Below are 16,929 nucleotides of genomic sequence, written 5' to 3' on the forward strand. Positions count from 1 at the left end.
GCCTGCCGCTTGCCAGGTAGGAAACACCGCCAAAAAAACTTCATCGAACTGCGCTTCCAACCGGATCGACAGTGATAATCTTGCCGACACCGCAACCCTGATCGGGAACCGTCATGCCTTTTCGTGCGTGCATCATCGGTATCGCGAGCGCGAGCCTGATGACCTTTGCCCTGCTCTCTCAGGCCGCTCCCGCCCACTATTACAAATGGCAGGGCGACAGCCGGATCGTCTGCGCCCAGGCCAGCCCGGGCCCAGGCTGGAAACGATTGAAAGGCCACTTCAGCAAAGCCGACTGCTCGATGTAATCAGGTCGACTGAATCAGCGTCTGCATCAGCGTCACTTCGGTGGATATCGCCTTCGAGTTGGCCTGATAGGCTGTCTGGGCCTGGATCAGCGCAATCAGCTCATCGGCCAGCACGACGTTAGAACCCTCCAGCGCGCCACTGACGATGCTGCCCAGCGTACCGATGCCCGGCACATCATATTCAGCCACTCCGGAATCAGCGGTGGCGGTCCAGCGTGTATCGCTACGCGGCTGCAAGCCATGCGGATTGGCGAAACTGGCGAGCATCACCTGACCGATAGACTTGGTCATGCCATTGGTAAACCCGGCACGCAGAATGCCGTCCCGGCCAACGTCGAGACTTTTCAGTTCGCCTGCCGAGTGGCCATCCACGTAGGCAGCCGAGCGCGAACTGGTAGCGTTGTGCTGAAGCAGACGGGTGAAGTCGATGGTGATGCCGTCAGCGCTGCCAGCCGCCCCGTTGGATATCCAGCGCTCGCGCGCGGTGCCAGGATCAACCGCCATCACAGGCGACCAGCCAGTGAGTTTCAGCTGAGTGCCATTGCTGCTCAGGCCCGGACTGCCGGTCAACGACGCGACGGCGCCATGGGAATCGAAGACGATGTTCGCCGTCAGCGGCGTGGTGGAAGCGGAGTTCTGCGGGTTTCGATCATCGATCAGTGCGTGCATGCGCCAACTGTTGGTGCCGTCCTTCACGAAATACTGTTTCAGCTCATGAGTGTTGCCCTGACTGTCAAAGATCTGGTTACCGAACATCCTGCTGTAGGTGTTCAGGTCTGCCGGATTGAAGTCTGGAACCGGCCGATGCATGACCGTATCACCGGGATCGAGCAGACTGGCCCCGGCATCGTTCAACGGCAACGAAACAGCCCCGCCGTTCAGCGAGCCATTCGCCGCCCAAGCGCCATTGATCTGCGCGGCAGGCACCCAACCCTGCAAGGCAAATTCGGTGTCCGAGACTTTGCTCAGGTGCTGATCATTGCCGCTGTACGACAGCGAGCCGTCAGGCTTGAGCTCAAGGCTTACCTGCAGCGGCGCTACGCTGTCGGGATCCACCGGATTGCGCCCGTCCACCAGCACATACATCGACCATTGATTGGCCTCGGTCTTGACGAAATACTGCTTGAGCTCATGATCGGCTGCGGGCACCGGAGTGATGCCCACATCCTGGATGGTCCGGGTGGCGACCCGTGTGTAGGTCGCGGGGTCGTCCGGGTCGAAGGTCGGCAAGCGAGCAAGCGAAGGCAGCGAGGCATCCAGATTGATAGTTTCAGCCACCGTGGTCGTAGCCCTGGCACCGACGTTGGACGTATCGATCTGCAAGTCCGTGCGGATACCACTGGCAATCTCGCCCTTATCGTTTGCGGCATACCCCTGCAAACGTCCGCCATCGCTGTCGACGACAAAGTTGGCAGCGTCTTTCAAAAAGGCGCCGGCCCGCGTATAGGCCAGCGAACCCTGATCACTGACCACGAAAAAACCGTTGCCCTGAATACGCATATCCAGCGCATTGCCGGAACTGATCACGGTTTCACCCTGATTGAAATTCTGCTGCACCGAAGCAAGTCGTACACCATCCCCGACAGCGTGCTGCCCGGCCCCCAGCTGTGCGGACGCATATAAAGCCGAAAACTGCGCACGGGACGACTTGAAACCCAGAGTACCGACGTTGGCAATATTATTACCCGCCACTTCCAGTCGTTTATTGGCAGCATGAATACCGCTGATCGCTGTATTGAATGACATGAGGACTCCCTTGCCGCAAAGGCAATTCATAGAGGAGTTTTATTCTCACATCATCGTGCGTAGGAAGTTTCCAAGTAGGGTGCGGGAGTAATCCGTAACTTTCAGCACTAAAAGATATAACAACGTACTGGGCAGGCAGGCATAAAAAAGCCCCTTTTACAGGGGCTTTTTCAATACAGTTCAAACAACGTTTGTTACGTCATCTGAATAGTGGTCTGCATGATGGTGCTTTGTGTGGAAATGGTCTTGGCGTTAGCCTGATAGTTGCTCTGCGCCTTGATCAGGTTAACCAGCTCCATGGTCAGGTCGACGTTGGATTCTTCCAGCGCCTGACCAGTGATGTAACCCAATGTACCCGACTGTGGAGCGCCGCTCACCGGTACGCCGGAAGCGAACGTTTCACGCCAGTTGGTGCCGCCGGCCTGCGCCAGGCCCTGCACGTTGGCAAAGCTGGTCAGCGAAGTCTGGCCGATGACCTGCGACTTGCCGTTGGTGTAGGTGGCGAACAGGTTGCCGCTCGAGTCGACGTTCATGCCGCTCAACTGGCCAGTGGCGTAACCGTTCTGATCCTGCTTGAGCAGGCCCGATACCGAAGCGGTCTGGGTAGTGGACGACATGTCCAGCTTGATCGAAGCTGCGCCAGCAGCGCCGTTGGCTGCCCAAGTGGCCGTCGTGCCAGTACCGACCTGCACGCCAGGTACCCAGTTGTTCACGGCAAACGTACCGTCAGCATTGAACTTGATGTTGGCGCTGTCAGTAGGAACAGCGGCGCCGGCGGTGGTCACCAGGTTGCCCGAGGAATCGAATGTCAGGTCATTCTTGTCCGGCGCGGTAGACGTCGGATCGGAAATGCTGCGCCCGTCCATCAGGGAATACATCGACCAGGTATTGGTGCCGGTCTTGACGAAATACTGATCCAGGGTGTGAGCATTACCCTGAGTGTCGTAAGTCGGGGTGCTGTACTTGTTGTTGTAACTCTTGGTGTCGGTCGCATCGAACGTCGCAACGGTCGGTAATGGCGTCGTCGAGTTCAAGTTGGCGGAGTTGGTGATCGTGCTCGTCGCCTTGGGGTCCAGGTTGGACGCGTTCACACGCAGATCGCTGAGCGCGCCGGTCACGACAGAGCCATTGGCGTCAACGTTGTAACCCTGCAGCTTCATGTTGCTGCTATTGACGACGTAGCCTTCCTTGTCGGTGTGGAATGCACCGGCACGGGTGTACAGCTTCTCGCCGTTATTGCTCATCATGAAGAAACCGTCGCCATTGATGGCAAGGTCCAGACTGTTAGCTGTTCCGGTAGTCAGGCTGCCCTGGGAGAACTGCTGGGAAACCGCAGCGGTCCTCACGCCACTGCCGACGCTGGTATTGCCGGAAGTACCACGAATCGACTGAGCGTATTGATCAGCGAACTCGGCACGTGACGATTTGAAACCGGTTGTCGCGACGTTGGCAATGTTGTTGCCGGTAACGTCGAGACTTTTGTTTGCAGCATAGAGCCCACTAAGGCCGATATTGAAAGACATGTTTCACTCCTGCGCCGTAGCGGCTCTACAATCCGATAGTTTGAACTTTGGACAGGGCAACACTGCCGCTGGCCAGGTTGAGCGTTGTTTCTGCGCCATTGACACCCATCGTGACACTGTTGACCGTGGCGGGCAGGTAAGTTGAAAGCTGTGTGTTCTTGCCTTCGACCGAGCCTTCAGCTTTGAAGGTATAAGTTCCCGATGGCAACTGAGTACCGCTTGAGTCCGTACCGTCCCAGGCAAAGCTGGTGGTACCGGCTTTTTGCGTGCCCAGGTCAACACTGTCTACCAGATTCGATTGCGAGTCGTACACCTTGACGGTCGTTAGCGAGCTTTCGCTCGGCACTACGATCGACCCGGTCAGGCCTTTGGTCGTATCGACCGAGGTACTGCTCGCATCGATGATTACCGAGCGTCCGACCAGTGACGAGGCCTGCAAGGCCTGCGACGACTTGTAGCTGCTGGCGATCGTGTCAACGGTCGAGGTCAGATTCTGCATGCTTTCAAGGCTGCTGAACTGCGCCAGTTGCGCAACGAACTGCGTGTTGTCCTGCGGATCCAGAGGGTTCTGGTTCTTCATCTGCGTCACGAGCAACTGCAGAAAAGAGTCCTTGCCCAGCGTGCCGGTAGAATTCGTCGCGGTCGGCGTCGGATTCTGCAGCGTATTCAAAAATGTCGATGAAACGCTGTTTGCTGTGGTGCTATCAACGGCCATAACGTTCGCCTTCTATCACTGACCGAGGGTCAGAACCTTCTGCATCATGGATTTAGCGGTGTTCATGATTTCTGCGTTGGTCTGGAAAGACCGGCTGGCAGAAATCATGTCGGCCATTTCTTCCACGACATTGACGTTGGGGTAATAGACATACCCGTCCTTGTCAGCGGAAGGATGATTGGGCTCGTAACGTGCTTCCAGGTTCGAGCTGTCTTCGATGATGCCGTTGACCTGAACGCCCTGCCCGGCTTCGCCCTGGTCCTGAAACAAAGAACCACCAGTCGACTGCTGACCCTGCATCACGGTGGCGAACACCGGGTGACGGGCACGATAGGTCTGGTCCATGCTCGAAGACACGGTCTCGGCGTTGGCGATGTTACTGGCCGTGGTGTTCAGACGCGTGGTCTGGGCACTCATGGCGCTACCGGCAATGTTGAACACATTGGCTAGTGACATGAATTATTCTCCGCGAAGGGCTGCAACCAGCCCCTTGAACTTGCTGTTGAGCAATGTGAAGCTGGCCTGGAAGCCCATGGCGTTCTCGGTGTAGCTGGCCTGCTCGACCTGGGAATCAACGGTGTTCTGGTCCAGCGAAGGCTGCGACGGCGTGCGATACATCAGCGTCCCGTCGTCATTGCCCATGCCCTCGGCTTCGATATGGCGGCTGTTGGTCTTGTTCAGCGCGAAGTGACCGTTCTGGGCCTTGTCGGTTTCGGCAGCCAGCACCGAAGAAAACTCCAGATCACGAGCCTTGAAGTTCGGGGTGTCGGCGTTGGAAATGTTGTTGGCCAACACCTCTGCCCGCTGAGCCCGGAAGTTGAGGGCCTTTTCATGTATGCCTAGCGCTTTATCGAAGCTGATGCTCATTTCGGGAAACCTTTGCCGGTTGACCTGATTCTGTTGTTACTGACAAAGCAATCGGCGTGCCATGTTGTAAAAGCCAATGTTTGCAGGGCCCGCAGGCGGCGGCGAGGCGGCAATGCCAGAAAAGCGGCAAGGCATTTCCGCTGTGGAGGGGTAAAGCGGCAAGGTGGGTGCCGTTTTTTTGCCAGTACCGGATTGCCGCCTGGCAATGGCGGCCATTCATCATTGCCTCAATCAGACACCCAATAAAAAAGAGACCCGAAGGTCCCTTTGACGATTGATCAGAGACCCAGCTCACTCAACCCCGGGTGATCATCCGGTCGGCGCCCCAATGGCCAATGGTATTTGCGCTCGGACTCGGCGATCGGCAAATCGTTGATGCAGGCAAAGCGCCGTTGCATGAGGCCGTTTGCAGCGAACTCCCAGTTTTCATTGCCATACGAACGGAACCAGTTGCCGGAGTCGTCATGCCATTCGTACGCATAGCGCACGGCGATGCGGTTATCCGTGAATGCCCAGAGTTCCTTGATCAGCCGGTAGTCCAGTTCCTTGCGCCACTTGCGTTCCAGAAAGGCCTGAGCCTCTGCGCGACCATTGACGAACTCGCTGCGGTTACGCCAATAGGTGTCTTCGGTGTAGGCCAGCGCGACTTTCGCCGCATCGCGCGAATTCCAGCCATCCTCGGCGCCACGGACTTTCTGGACTGCAGTCTCCAGGGTGAAGGGTGGCAATGGCGGCCTTGCTTTATCACTCATCTCGGCGTCCTCAGAACGGTTTGTAGGGCAGGAATTTTCCATCGAGGGTGATCACGGCTCGCTCGCCCCCTTCCGGATCATCGACTTTCTTGATGTCGAGCTTGAAGTTGATTGCGCTGATGATGCCGTCGCCGAACTGCTCATGCACCAATGCTTTCAGCGTTGTGCCGTAGACCTGAACCATTTCATGGAAGCGGTAGATGGTCGGGTCGTTTGAGACGTCTTCGACATTGCCGCGCAACGGGATGGTTTGCAGTTCGGCGACCGCGTCCCGGTCCAGCCCGAGACGCTCGGCGACCACCTCGGCCACCGCTTCCGGCAAAGGGTGCTGACCGAGCAAGGCAGCGGTGACATACACCACGCTCAACCCCGTACCTTCTGCGAGCCCCGCCCAGGTCAGGTTCTTTGCAGTCTTGGCCTGCAGCACACGTTCAGTCAGATGCTGGCGCGGCGCTCTGGAAATATTGCTGTGCGGCATAGGTAACCCTCCGGAATGAATTCACGTCAATCACAGCATCGGCAACTATCACCATAAGATCCAAGACTGATTTATGATCATCGCCATAACCCTGACTTATGGTGATGCTGTGCTGTTACGCCATATACGTTATTTGCTGGCAGTCGCCGACCATAGCAATTTCACCCGGGCAGCCGAGGCCCTGCATGTCTCGCAACCGGCGTTGTCGCAGCAGATCAGGCAGCTGGAAAGCAGTCTGGGTGTGCAACTGTTCGACCGCACCCGCCGCAGTGTCGTGCCGACCGATGCCGGCCGGGTGTATCTGGACCACGCGCGTCGCTGCCTGCTTGAGCTGGAGGCCGGGAAGCGTGCGCTCGACGATGTCAGCGATCTGTCACGCGGACAATTGCGCCTCGGCGTCACGCCCACCTTCAGTGAATACCTGATAGCACCACTGATCGACCGCTTCAGCGCGCTGTATCCCGGAGTGGCAATTATCCTCACAGAGCTGCCTCTGGAGCAGATTACCGAGGCATTGATCAGTGACGCGCTTGATCTGGCCATCGGTTTTGCCGGCAGTCATGCTGTCGAGATAGACAGCCAGGCTCTGTTCGATGAACAACTGTGCCTGGTCATGGCCAAGCCTGGCCCCGAAAAGCAGGCCGCTTTGACACTTGAGGACCTACAAGCGCTTCGCTTTGCCTTGCTCGCCCCCGGATTCGCCACTCGCCAGTTGCTGGATGCTTGGTGCCAGATGCAAAACTTCAAGCCGACAGTCGGCCTTGAGGCGAACTCGATTGCCATTTTGCTCAAGGTCGTCGCCCAGGGCCGCATGGCGACCATTCTTCCCGATGCCATCGTTCGCGAGCAGCCTGGATTGCGCGAAGTTCAGACAATCCCTGCCCTGCCTGGGCGGACGGTTGCGCTGCTGCGACGTAAAAACGGCTACCAGAGCGCCGCTGCCAACGCTTTTGCAAAACTGGTGAGCGGCAGCAGTACGCAAACATGAAACCGATGGGCAGACGATCAGAGCTGTTTTCGGCCGCGCACAAAAAAAGAGACCCGAAGGTCTCTTTTTTCATGACAGGCAACTGACAGATCGTCACTTGGCCTTGTAGATGATCCCGGGGCTGCACTGAACCATCTGGTAGTGATCCGGCAAACCGTTGAGTGCTTCGGAAGCCCCCAGAAACAGGTAGCCGCCTGGCTTGAGCGTGCCGTGGATACGCAGCAGGATGTCTTTCTTCACTTCGGCCGAGAAGTAGATCAATACGTTACGGCAGAAAACGATGTCGAACTTGCCAAGCGCCGAGTAGCTGTCGAGCAGGTTGAACGAGCGGAACTCCACGCGACTCTTGATCGGCGCCTTGACCACCCAGCGGCCCGGGCTTTTTACATCAAAAAAGCGCTGCAGACGATCCGGCGACAGGCCGCGGCCAATGGCCAGACTGTCGTATTCGCCGGTCTTGCAGTTATTGAGCATCAAGCCCGACAGATCGGTTGCGACGATCTGTACGCCCGATTTGAGCTGACCCTGATTGGCACGCTCGAACTCATCGATGGACATCGACAGCGAATACGGTTCCTGACCCGACGAACAGGCGGCCGACCAGATGCGCAGTCGCTGACCAGGGCTTGCCTTGATCTGCTCGGGCAACACCTTGTTCTTCAGCACTTCGAATGGATAAGTATCGCGAAACCACAGGGTTTCGTTGGTGGTCATCGCATCGACTACCTGCTCGCGCAAACCACTGCGCGGCTGGGTCTGAATGCGCTGGACCAACTCGCCAAGCGACTTGATGCTTTGCTGCTCCATCAATTTGTTGAGGCGGCTGGACACCAGGTACTGCTTGTTTTCCCCAAGCAGGATGCCACAGGCTTTTTCCAGAAATACCCGGAACTGATCAAAATCCAAATTACCTGTAGACAAAGTGCCGCCTCTCAAATCATGTGAATCACCGGGGACGACGCCCCCGGCTGGTTATTCTGCTGCCTTGATCCGCGCAACGACCCTGGCCGCCAGATCATCAGGCCTGAATTTCGCGAGAAAATCATCCGCGCCAACTTTCTTGACCATCGCCTGGTTGAATACCCCTGACAGCGAGGTATGCAAAGTGATGTGCATCTTCTGCATGCGTGGATCATTGCGTATTGCTGCGGTAAGGGTATAGCCATCCATCTCCGGCATTTCAATGTCGGAGATCATCATCAGGAACTCTTCTTCAGGTTTTTTGCCTTCTGCGACCATCTTGAGCAGGTAATCCAGCGCTTGACGACCATCGTTGAGCGCTACGACTTCCACCCCGACGGTTTCCAGGCAGCGGCTCACCTGCTTACGGGCCACCGACGAGTCGTCGACCGTCAGCACGCGCAGGGAGACAGCCTTGTGCTGAACCTCGGCATCAATGACACCGACCGAGATCTCTTCGGACACTGGCGCCACTTCGGCGAGAATTTTCTCGACGTCGATGATTTCCACCAGCTGGTTATCAACCCGGGTAACGGCGGTCAGGTAATGATCGCGCCCGGTGCCCTTGGGTGGTGGATGAATCTCTTCCCAGTTCATGTTGACGATGCGTTCGACAGAATGCACCAGAAAGCCCTGAACCTTGGTGTTGTACTCGGTAATGATGACGAAGGAATTAACCAGCGAAATCATGCCTGTGGAACCTGTCGCCATTGCCAGATCCATGATCGGGATCGTGCCGCCACGAATATTGGCCACGCCCCGAACGATCTTGCTCGATTTGGGCATGATGGTGAGTTTCGGGCATTGCAGTACTTCTTTTACCTTGAAGACGTTGATCCCATAGAGCTGCTTGCCGTCGAGACGGAACAAGAGCAGCTCCAGGCGATTCTGACCCACCAGCTGAGTTCGCTGGTTTACCGAATCCATTACACCTGCCATGCCGAACCCCCTTACAAAATGACCGCCGCCCAGACACCAGATCAACAAGCGGCACGGGCTTTGCTATTTATTACTTCATGAACGCAAAGACGACAATTTCTCGACACCTCGCATTAGAAACCCGCAGGCTTCTGTGCGCAATCGCCCTGCTGTGCCTTTCCAGCACGGTGACCCTCGCTCGTGCCGAGAATTTCACACTGCCTGAGCAGCTTATCGGCGTCACCCAAGGGTTTCTTGAGTTCACAGTAGAAGACTATTTGGCAACCAACCAGATTGACGGGCGTCATGAGATACAGGTCAAGCAACTCGACCCGCGTTTAAGGATGGGTGCCTGCGACAAGGATTTGACAGCCACACTGGAAAGTCCGCGCCCGGTTGGCCGGGTCACCGTGCGGGTGCGCTGCGAAGGTTCTTCACCCTGGACGGTGTTTGTACCCGCCCAGGTGCTGCTGTATCGCAACGTCGTGACCGTGATGCGCCCGCTCAAGCGTGACGCGATCGTCACCGAAGAAGACGTTGCGATGCGCGAGCGGGATGTCAGCAGCCTGGGTCAGGGTTTCCTGGCATCGCTGGATCAGGCAGTCGGTCAGAAGGTTGTCCGACAAATGGTCATCGACCAGGTCATCACCCCGGTGGCGCTTGAGCAGCCACAAATGGTTCATAAGGGCGATCAGGTTGTGATCATCGCCCGCAGCGGCTCGCTGGCGGTTCGCATGCCCGGCGAAGCGATGTCCGATGGAGGCTTCAACGAACAGATACGGGTGAAAAACCTCAATTCCCAGCGGGTGATCAAGGCAAGTGTCACCGGCCCAGGGCAGGTGGAAGTCGCTATGTAGTGCATTGATGGTGGCGCGAAGGGTGTGTTTTTTTTTAGACTGCGGGGAATGCCCGACGGCAAATGTCGTCTATTGGGAAGCTTTCTCACAATCAGCCTAAAGTTTGATAGGGGTTGGCCGAAAACAAGGCAAGCGTCCAAACACCCAGAGGTTTTTTCAATCATGGTCATAGATTTCAGTCGCCTTAACAACTCACAGTCTGTTGCCGGTGCTTCGCGTACCAGCCCCAGTAAAGACACCGCCAAAACCGCTGCCCCAGACCCTGCCGTCACCGCAGGCGTCAAAAGCACCGGGGAAACTTTTTCCTTGAGCAGTGAGGCTCAACAGTTGCAGAAAATCACGGACAAGCTGACCGATCTGCCAACCGTCAACAGTGCTCGCGTTGCCGAGCTCAAACAGGCCATCGCCGACGGTAGCTACACAGTGGACAGCAACCGTGTCGCCAGCAAACTGTTGAATTTCGAAACCCAACGCTAAGCTCAGGCTGGCGCTGGATATTCTGGACGCTTAAAAACCAGAGCATGCGATGCAAGACACTACTTTGCTGCAGATGATCACTGACGACATGGTTTCGGCCCGACAGCTCCTTGAGCTGTTGCAGGCCGAATCATTGATTCTTCACGGCCGCGACATGGGCGAGATGGAGCAGGTGCTGGCGCAGAAACAGGCGCTGGTCATTCTTCTCGATCAACATGGGCGCAAACGTAGCCAGGTGCTTGCGGGCATGGGGCTGCCAGCCAATCGCAGTGGTCTCCAGCAACTGGCCAGCCAGTCGGATATCGGTGAGCAATTGCTGCTGGCTGCCGACGAACTGAATACGTTGATCAATGAATGCCAGACGCTCAACGAGCGCAATGGTAGTCTGATCCAGATGCAGCAGGTCAGTACCGCTCACCAGCTTCGCATCTTGAACGGTGGCGATACGCCTACACTCTATGACAGCCGCGGGTCGACTGCACTTAGAGCAAAACCACGCCCTCTGAGTCAGGCGTAACTTCCTGTATCAAGGTTTCGTGCATGGTGGCAGAATGCCTGATGTTGCGTTGCCGTAGTATTTTGCCTGGAGATTCAAGAACGTGAATGGCTCAAGCGCGGACGATGCTCCGCAGCCCCCGAAGGTTCTCAATACACCTTTGGAAATTGCCGCTAACCTGCGGCTGCTACTCGAGAGTCATGATCCTCTGATCATTACCTTTCATGAGCGCCCCCAGCGCTTTCAGAGCTATATGCTTGAAGTCGACCGCGACAACAACGTCATGGCCCTCGACGAAATGATCCCCCGCGATGGCGAACGCTTTCTGAGCAACGGCGAATCCTTCCGTGTCGAAGGCTTTCACGACGGGGTGCGGATTGCCTGGGAAAGTACTGCGCAAATGGACATCCTCAGCACCGACGGTCAACGCATGTACCGCGGCCCGATGCCTGAGGAAGTGGTTTATCACCAGCGCCGCAACGCATTCCGGGCCGCGCTGAAGCTGGCGCAACTGGTCGACGTCGAAATCGGCGGTGACCGCCTGAAATTTACGCTGGCCGGCAAGCTGCTGGATATTTCTGCTACCGGTTGCAAGTTGCGCTTCGAGGGCGACGTGTCCGATCGCATGCAATTGGGCCAGGTATACGAACGCTTCGTTGCCAAGCTGCCTTTCGGCGCCATGACAGCGCCTGTCGAGTTACGCCATCTGCATTTCGAAGAAAGAATCAACACTACCTTTGCCGGCGTGCGCTTCCACAACATGAGTGGGCTGGTGCAGCGTCAGGTCGAACGTTTCGTCTATCAGTTACAGCGAGAAGCACGACGCTTCGACAAAGACGACGACTTCTGACACTCATCTGAATCGCCCAACGATTGCGGCATTGCTGCCGCAATCGTGAACTGCCCTGCGCTACTCGTCAGGCCTTCCAGGTCTCGCTTTCACGCTCGCGTTCATGCTCATCGGCTTCAGCCGTTTCCGCCTCGGCAGCCGGCTCGGCCTGAACCAGAACCTCGCTTTCCGTATCGACCTCTGCTTCGGACACGACCTCGGAATCCGGCTCCGGCTCCGGCTCCGGCTCAACGGTTGCCTGCATCTGTTCCTGAACCACCTGCTCGTCGACACGCGGGTCAAGTGCAACCACCAGTGGTGAACTGGACATACTGTCCGGCATCGCAACGTGGTGCAGCGGTGCGTTTTCGACCTGGTGCAGGTGAGTGACCGCCTTTGGCCTGATCAGCAGTACCAGAATCACACCAGCGCCACACACGAACGCATACAGCATGTGCCCGCCAAACAGCTTCATCACCACACCCGCAGCCAGCGGACCGATACTGGCGCCGATGCCGTAGGTCATGAGCAACATGGCCGTCAGCGACACTCGGCGCTCGGCCTCGACGTGGTCATTGGCGAAGGCCACTGCCAGCGGATAAAGGCAGAACTGCATCAGCGAAGCCAGAAAACCGACACCGAACAGCACCTCGACCGGCACGCTGGGGAACACCGCCAGCGGTAACGACGCCACCACCAACGCGGCGGCAAAGATACGCATCAGTACGGAGCGGTCATAGCGGTCGGACAGCAGGCCCAACGGCCACTGCACCAGAAAACCGGCCAGAATGCAGCAGCCCATGAACAGACCGACCTGCTCGGTGGACAGACCCTGCTCGGCGGCGTAGACCGGTGCCAGACCATAGAACGAACCGATGATCAGACCGGCGCCCAGTACCGCCGTCAGCGACTGCGGCACACGCTTCATGAAGAAGCGCGGCTCCAGTGGCGCCGGATGCAGCGGTGCCGGGTGAATCGCCCGGGTCATGGCGACGGGCACCAGACACAGAGCGAAACACATCGCCACCAGCATCAGCAGTTCAGGCCCCAGTTGCGGGTGAACCACCAGCACCAACTGACCCAGCACCAACCCCAGGTAGGACGCAATCATGTAGCCGCTGAAGACCATGCCGCGCTGTTTGGCAGCCGCCTGCTCGTTCAGCCAGCTCTCGATGACCATGTATTGGCACATCATGCCCAGACCGACGATCACCCTCAGCACCAGCCAGGCTGGCAACCAGCTGATCAGGCCATGCCCGAGCACTGCCGCACCGACGATGCCGGCACAGGTGGCGTAGGCGCGAATATGCCCGACACGGCCGATCAGGCGGTGACCGATCTTGCCGCCCAGTACCAGACCGAAATAGTTGGCAGCCATCAACGCACCCACCCACAGGCTGTCAACCTGATCGGCGGCCAGGCGCAGGGCCAGATAAGTGCTCAGCAGACCCGAGCCGATCAACATCATCAACGAGGCAAAATAAAGCGCTCGAAAGGACTTCCAGATTTGGCGCATCAACTTTCCAAAAATAGGGAGTCGCCCGACTGGGCGAGCCCGACACTGCGATTCTTAAACCTGAGCAGCCAGCACGCGCCGTTCCCAGGGGGTTATCTCGTCAAAAAAACTGGTCAGTTCCAGGGTCTTCGACGCGATGTAGCCTTCGATGAATTCATGACCAAACAGTTCCTTGGCCAACTGACTGCTTTTCAGACGCTCCAGAGCAGCGTGCAAGGTACACGGCAATAACAATTCTTCCGGCACCTCCAGTTCGCCCTGCAGCGGCGGCGTCGGTTGCAGTCGTTGCTCGATGCCATGCAGCCCGGCCGCCAGACTTGCGGCAATAGCCAGATAAGGATTGGCGTCAGCGCCCGGCAGACGATTTTCCACCCTTCTGGCCGCCGCTGCACTCGACGGAATGCGTAATCCGGCAGCGCGATTGTCGTAGGACCAGCAGGCGTTATTGGGTGACGCATAAGGATGGCACAGGCGCTGGTAGGAATTCACATTGGGCGCGAACAGCGCGGTGAAGTCCGCCATGCAGGCTTGCTGGCCAGCAATAAAATGACGAAACGCGTCAGTCGGCTCACCCTGCGCATCACTGAAGACGTTCACTGCGGTCTCTGCTGCCACTACGCTCTGATGAATATGCATCGAACTGCCCGCCGTATGGGCCAGCGGTTTGGCCATGCACACCACGATGAGCCCGTGCTTGAGCGCAACCTCCTTGAGCAAGTGCTTGAACAGAAAAGTCTGATCGGCCAGCAGCAGCGGATCGCCATGCAGCAGGTTGATCTCGAACTGACTGACCCCCATCTCGTGCATCACGGTGTCACGTGGCAGGCTCAGCGCGGCCATACAGGCATACACCTCGGCAAAAAAAGGCCGCAAACCGTTGTTGGAGCTGACACTGAATGCCGAGTGCCCCTGTTCGCGTCGCCCGTCCAGCCCAGTCGGCGGCTCAAACGGATAAAGCGGCTCGGGATTGGGCGCGAAGATAAAAAACTCAAGTTCGGTGGCCACCACTGGCACCAGGTCCTGCGCAGCGTAACGGGCGATAACCGCCTTGAGCTGATTACGGGTGGAGAGCATGCAGGGCTGGCCATCGAGGTCCTGCGCATCACAAATGGCCAGGGCACGCGGCGACGTGCTCCAGGGCAGACGGTGGAGCTGCTGTGGATCACTGATCAGAGCCAGATCGCCGTCGTCACTGCCGTAAAAGCGCGCCGGCGGATAGCCGCCCATGATGCATTGCAGCAACACGCCGCGCGCCAACTGCAAACGGCGACCTTCGAGAAAACCTTCAGCCGTCATCACCTTGCCGCGCGGCACACCGTTCAAATCCGGGGTTACACACTCCACTTCATCAATGCCCATCAGCATTTCTTTCTGCGAATGGGGTTCATTGCGTGTCATGGGTCAGTCCTTTTAGTTGAGCAGCAAACGCCAAGCTTCAACCTTCAGGCTGCAATCTTCAAGCACCGCGCTTCAGGCTGTAGGCCTGCCGCTCAACGCGTCAGAGAACCGGGTTGTGGAAAGGTGTCCCGGTCACTTCGATGAACTCTTTTCGGTAGTCTTCGTTTTCCGGGTCGACCACGAGGGCCTGGCGCAGGAATTCGACGCCTTCGGCCACATTACCCAATTGACGACTCAGGGCACCGGCGAGGTGCAGCCTGGTGGCATCGAAAAAATTGAATGACAGCATAATCTTGGTCAGCGTCAGCGCGTTCTCGAGCTTGCCCACCATCAACAATTGGTTGAACTGCGTGTTGAAGTCGCCGACGTCCTGCCACTTTTCGGCAGACAAGCCCTCCACTTTGCGCAGCACGACGGTGTGGCCGTTGCCTACTTTCGAATCGGTTTCTTCGACGCACTCGATGTACCAGCAACCCAGGCCTGACGAGTTAACGTAATTGACCGCGCGGAGCATACTTTGCAGGGAAAAGACCTGATAGTGACCGCGCCACTCGCCTTCAGTGACGGTGGTCATGTCGACCTTGTTTTCATAGTCCTCGATTATCTGCGCCAGCGTCGTCAAACGACGCGCCCGATCAGTCTTGGCTGCGGTGCGCTTGGGAAAGATGCAGAAGAATACCCCGCCGTTCTTCAGCACTCTGAAGGATTCGACGTAGGCAGAAAGCAGGTTGGGGACGTGCTCGATGACGTGCGAACTGATCAGATAGTCAACCGACGAGTCTGCCGTATGGATGCATTGAAAATCGCCCAGCATGTCGACCTTTGAAACGTCGCCCGACACTTTCATCTGCTCGACGAAGTACTGCTGATAGTCTTCCATGTCGCGAGGGTGCAGAAAATCCACACCGTTGCACGGCGCAACGTTCAGGCAATGGGCAAGATTGAACGCGTTGTGAGCCGCGGCGCCCAACTCTATACCATGCCCCTGGCAGTACTTTTTAGCTAACAGCATCACCCACCCACCGCTCATCGTGATATCGAATACAGCCTTTCAACGATTTCGGCGGTGTCCGCTAAAACTTTAACCAGCACCGCTCCAGGCCTTTGGCGTGCCAGCAATTGGCGCAAATATTGCAATCCACCGCGTACATACATCGATTTACGTCAGCGCGGGCTTGAACTGCCCGCCGAGCGGCGACGCCAATCAACAACAATCACGCTAACGCCCGAGAGAACAGAGGATCACCATGATCAATGGTCAAAAGGTTGGCTGCGGAATCGTCACCTACAACCGTCCTGCGCTGCTGAAAAAGCTTTACGATTCCCTGCCTGCCGAGATCATCGACTGCGTTGTCATCGTCAATGACGGCGAGGTGTACCCGGAGTTTTCCGCGTATGACAGCGAGGTCTTCTTCAACAACGAGACCAACCTCGGCGTTGGAAAATCCAAGAACAGAGCTTTGTCGCGACTCATGGACGCCGGGTGTGAACACCTGTTCCTGATCGAAGACGACATCTATATAAAAAGCCCGGAAGTCTTCGAGCTTTATATTCTGACCTCGACGCTGACCGGCATTCAGCACCTCAATTACAGCCAGCATGGTCTGATGAACAAGACGCCGTCCGGCGAGGCCAACGCGGTGTACCGGATTGACTACGGCAATGGCATCAACCTACCCTTGTACCGCCATTGCGTCGGTGCGTTTTCCTACTATTCCAGACGCAGCCTGGAAGCCGCCGGCCTGATGGACGAGACGTATCACAACGCCTTTGAACACGTTGATCACACACTGGCCATCATCAACCAGAACATGCACCCACCTTTCTGGTTTTTCGCCGACATCGATAATTCGCAGCTGTATCTGGGGGACGAGCCCTGGACGCTCGAGGGCTCAACGATTTCGTCCGATACCCTACACCGCAAAAACGCCCTCGCAGCCATTGAACACTTCACGCTCAAGCACGGCTGCGAACCGGTCAAACATCCGTTGGCGTCTGATCAGGAACTGATGGACAGCCTGAACAGTATCAAACAGAACTTCGGATTGAATATCTAAGCGCCGAGCCCGCCCCGCAATCCTGACAAGGCGTTGCGGGGCCCTCG

At 57.1% G+C, this 16,929-nt stretch carries 19 protein-coding genes; 7 read left to right on the top strand and 12 right to left on the bottom strand.

Annotation, left to right across the window (positions count from 1 at the left end; genetic code table 11):
* Positions 1–113 precede the first annotated feature (113 nt).
* Complete coding sequence (locus V476_RS28425; RefSeq protein WP_024960297.1) at positions 114–305, top strand: hypothetical protein; 192 nt, start codon at positions 114–116, stop codon at positions 303–305.
* Here the strand turns inward: V476_RS28425 and V476_RS02490 are convergent, their stop codons facing one another.
* From V476_RS02490 to cynS, 7 genes are all read right to left on the bottom strand, one after another.
* On the bottom strand, positions 306–2,051 hold the full coding sequence (locus tag V476_RS02490; protein ID WP_024960298.1) for a flagellar hook-basal body complex protein: 1,746 nt from the start codon (positions 2,049–2,051) through the stop codon (positions 306–308).
* A 194-nt stretch (positions 2,052–2,245) separates the two neighbouring features.
* A complete protein-coding gene (flgE, locus tag V476_RS02495; protein WP_003422150.1) occupies positions 2,246–3,574 on the bottom strand; it encodes a flagellar hook protein FlgE in 1,329 nt (442 codons plus the stop codon).
* A gap of 25 nt (positions 3,575–3,599) precedes the next feature.
* The gene (gene flgD / locus V476_RS02500) at positions 3,600–4,289 is read right to left on the bottom strand and encodes a flagellar hook assembly protein FlgD (protein ID WP_003316779.1); all 690 of its coding nucleotides are present in this window, start codon (positions 4,287–4,289) and stop codon (positions 3,600–3,602) included.
* Positions 4,290–4,304: 15 nt separating this feature from the next.
* A complete protein-coding gene (gene flgC, locus V476_RS02505) occupies positions 4,305–4,745 on the bottom strand; it encodes a flagellar basal body rod protein FlgC (RefSeq protein ID WP_002554316.1) in 441 nt (146 codons plus the stop codon).
* A gap of 3 nt (positions 4,746–4,748) precedes the next feature.
* Positions 4,749–5,156 carry a flagellar basal body rod protein FlgB gene (flgB, locus tag V476_RS02510; RefSeq protein ID WP_003316778.1) on the bottom strand — a complete coding sequence of 136 codons (408 nt, stop codon included), beginning with the start codon at positions 5,154–5,156 and terminating at the stop codon, positions 4,749–4,751.
* Positions 5,157–5,434: 278 nt separating this feature from the next.
* Positions 5,435–5,908 carry a nuclear transport factor 2 family protein gene (locus V476_RS02515; protein ID WP_024960299.1) on the bottom strand — a complete coding sequence of 158 codons (474 nt, stop codon included), beginning with the start codon at positions 5,906–5,908 and terminating at the stop codon, positions 5,435–5,437.
* A gap of 10 nt (positions 5,909–5,918) precedes the next feature.
* Positions 5,919–6,386: a cyanase gene (cynS, locus tag V476_RS02520; protein WP_024960300.1), complete on the bottom strand. Its 468-nt coding sequence runs from the start codon at positions 6,384–6,386 to the stop codon at positions 5,919–5,921.
* A gap of 73 nt (positions 6,387–6,459) precedes the next feature.
* Between cynS and cynR the strand changes: the two genes are divergently transcribed.
* Positions 6,460–7,374, top strand: coding sequence for a transcriptional regulator CynR (gene cynR / locus V476_RS02525; protein WP_024960301.1), 915 nt, complete (start codon positions 6,460–6,462; stop codon positions 7,372–7,374).
* A gap of 93 nt (positions 7,375–7,467) precedes the next feature.
* On the opposite strand, the gene cheR is transcribed toward cynR, so the two are convergent.
* Both cheR and V476_RS02535 read right to left on the bottom strand, forming a co-directional pair.
* Positions 7,468–8,295, bottom strand: coding sequence for a protein-glutamate O-methyltransferase CheR (gene cheR, locus V476_RS02530; protein ID WP_003316773.1), 828 nt, complete (start codon positions 8,293–8,295; stop codon positions 7,468–7,470).
* Between the two features lie 51 nt (positions 8,296–8,346).
* Entirely contained in the window at positions 8,347–9,273 is a 927-nt protein-coding gene (locus V476_RS02535; protein WP_003316772.1) for a chemotaxis protein CheV, read from the bottom strand.
* 77 nt (positions 9,274–9,350) lie between these two features.
* Here V476_RS02535 and flgA point away from each other — a divergent pair, with 77 nt between their 5' ends.
* The 4 genes from flgA to V476_RS02555 all read left to right on the top strand — a co-directional run bounded on the left by flgA (position 9,351) and on the right by V476_RS02555 (position 11,932).
* A complete protein-coding gene (flgA, locus tag V476_RS02540; RefSeq protein ID WP_003417867.1) occupies positions 9,351–10,109 on the top strand; it encodes a flagellar basal body P-ring formation chaperone FlgA in 759 nt (252 codons plus the stop codon).
* A gap of 162 nt (positions 10,110–10,271) precedes the next feature.
* Positions 10,272–10,586 (top strand): flagellar biosynthesis anti-sigma factor FlgM, encoded by a 315-nt coding sequence (gene flgM / locus V476_RS02545; protein ID WP_003316770.1) that lies wholly within the window; start codon positions 10,272–10,274, stop codon positions 10,584–10,586.
* A 49-nt stretch (positions 10,587–10,635) separates the two neighbouring features.
* Positions 10,636–11,103, top strand: coding sequence for a flagella synthesis protein FlgN (locus V476_RS02550; RefSeq protein WP_003316769.1), 468 nt, complete (start codon positions 10,636–10,638; stop codon positions 11,101–11,103).
* Between the two features lie 82 nt (positions 11,104–11,185).
* Positions 11,186–11,932 carry a flagellar brake protein gene (locus V476_RS02555; protein WP_003316768.1) on the top strand — a complete coding sequence of 249 codons (747 nt, stop codon included), beginning with the start codon at positions 11,186–11,188 and terminating at the stop codon, positions 11,930–11,932.
* A gap of 67 nt (positions 11,933–11,999) precedes the next feature.
* On the opposite strand, the gene V476_RS02560 is transcribed toward V476_RS02555, so the two are convergent.
* From V476_RS02560 to V476_RS02570, 3 genes are all read right to left on the bottom strand, one after another.
* Complete coding sequence (locus V476_RS02560; protein WP_003316767.1) at positions 12,000–13,427, bottom strand: MFS transporter; 1,428 nt, start codon at positions 13,425–13,427, stop codon at positions 12,000–12,002.
* A 54-nt stretch (positions 13,428–13,481) separates the two neighbouring features.
* Entirely contained in the window at positions 13,482–14,723 is a 1,242-nt protein-coding gene (locus tag V476_RS02565) for a glutamine synthetase family protein (RefSeq protein WP_161780159.1), read from the bottom strand.
* A 202-nt stretch (positions 14,724–14,925) separates the two neighbouring features.
* Positions 14,926–15,837, bottom strand: a complete 912-nt coding sequence (locus tag V476_RS02570) for a methyltransferase domain-containing protein (protein WP_032629316.1) — start codon at positions 15,835–15,837, stop codon at positions 14,926–14,928.
* A gap of 235 nt (positions 15,838–16,072) precedes the next feature.
* Between V476_RS02570 and V476_RS02575 the strand changes: the two genes are divergently transcribed.
* Positions 16,073–16,882 carry a glycosyltransferase family 2 protein gene (locus V476_RS02575; protein ID WP_024960304.1) on the top strand — a complete coding sequence of 270 codons (810 nt, stop codon included), beginning with the start codon at positions 16,073–16,075 and terminating at the stop codon, positions 16,880–16,882.
* Positions 16,883–16,929: the final 47 nt, after the last annotated feature.

Origin of the sequence: Pseudomonas syringae KCTC 12500, assembly GCF_000507185.2 — a bacterium.
Lineage (GTDB): Bacteria > Pseudomonadota > Gammaproteobacteria > Pseudomonadales > Pseudomonadaceae > Aquipseudomonas > Aquipseudomonas syringae.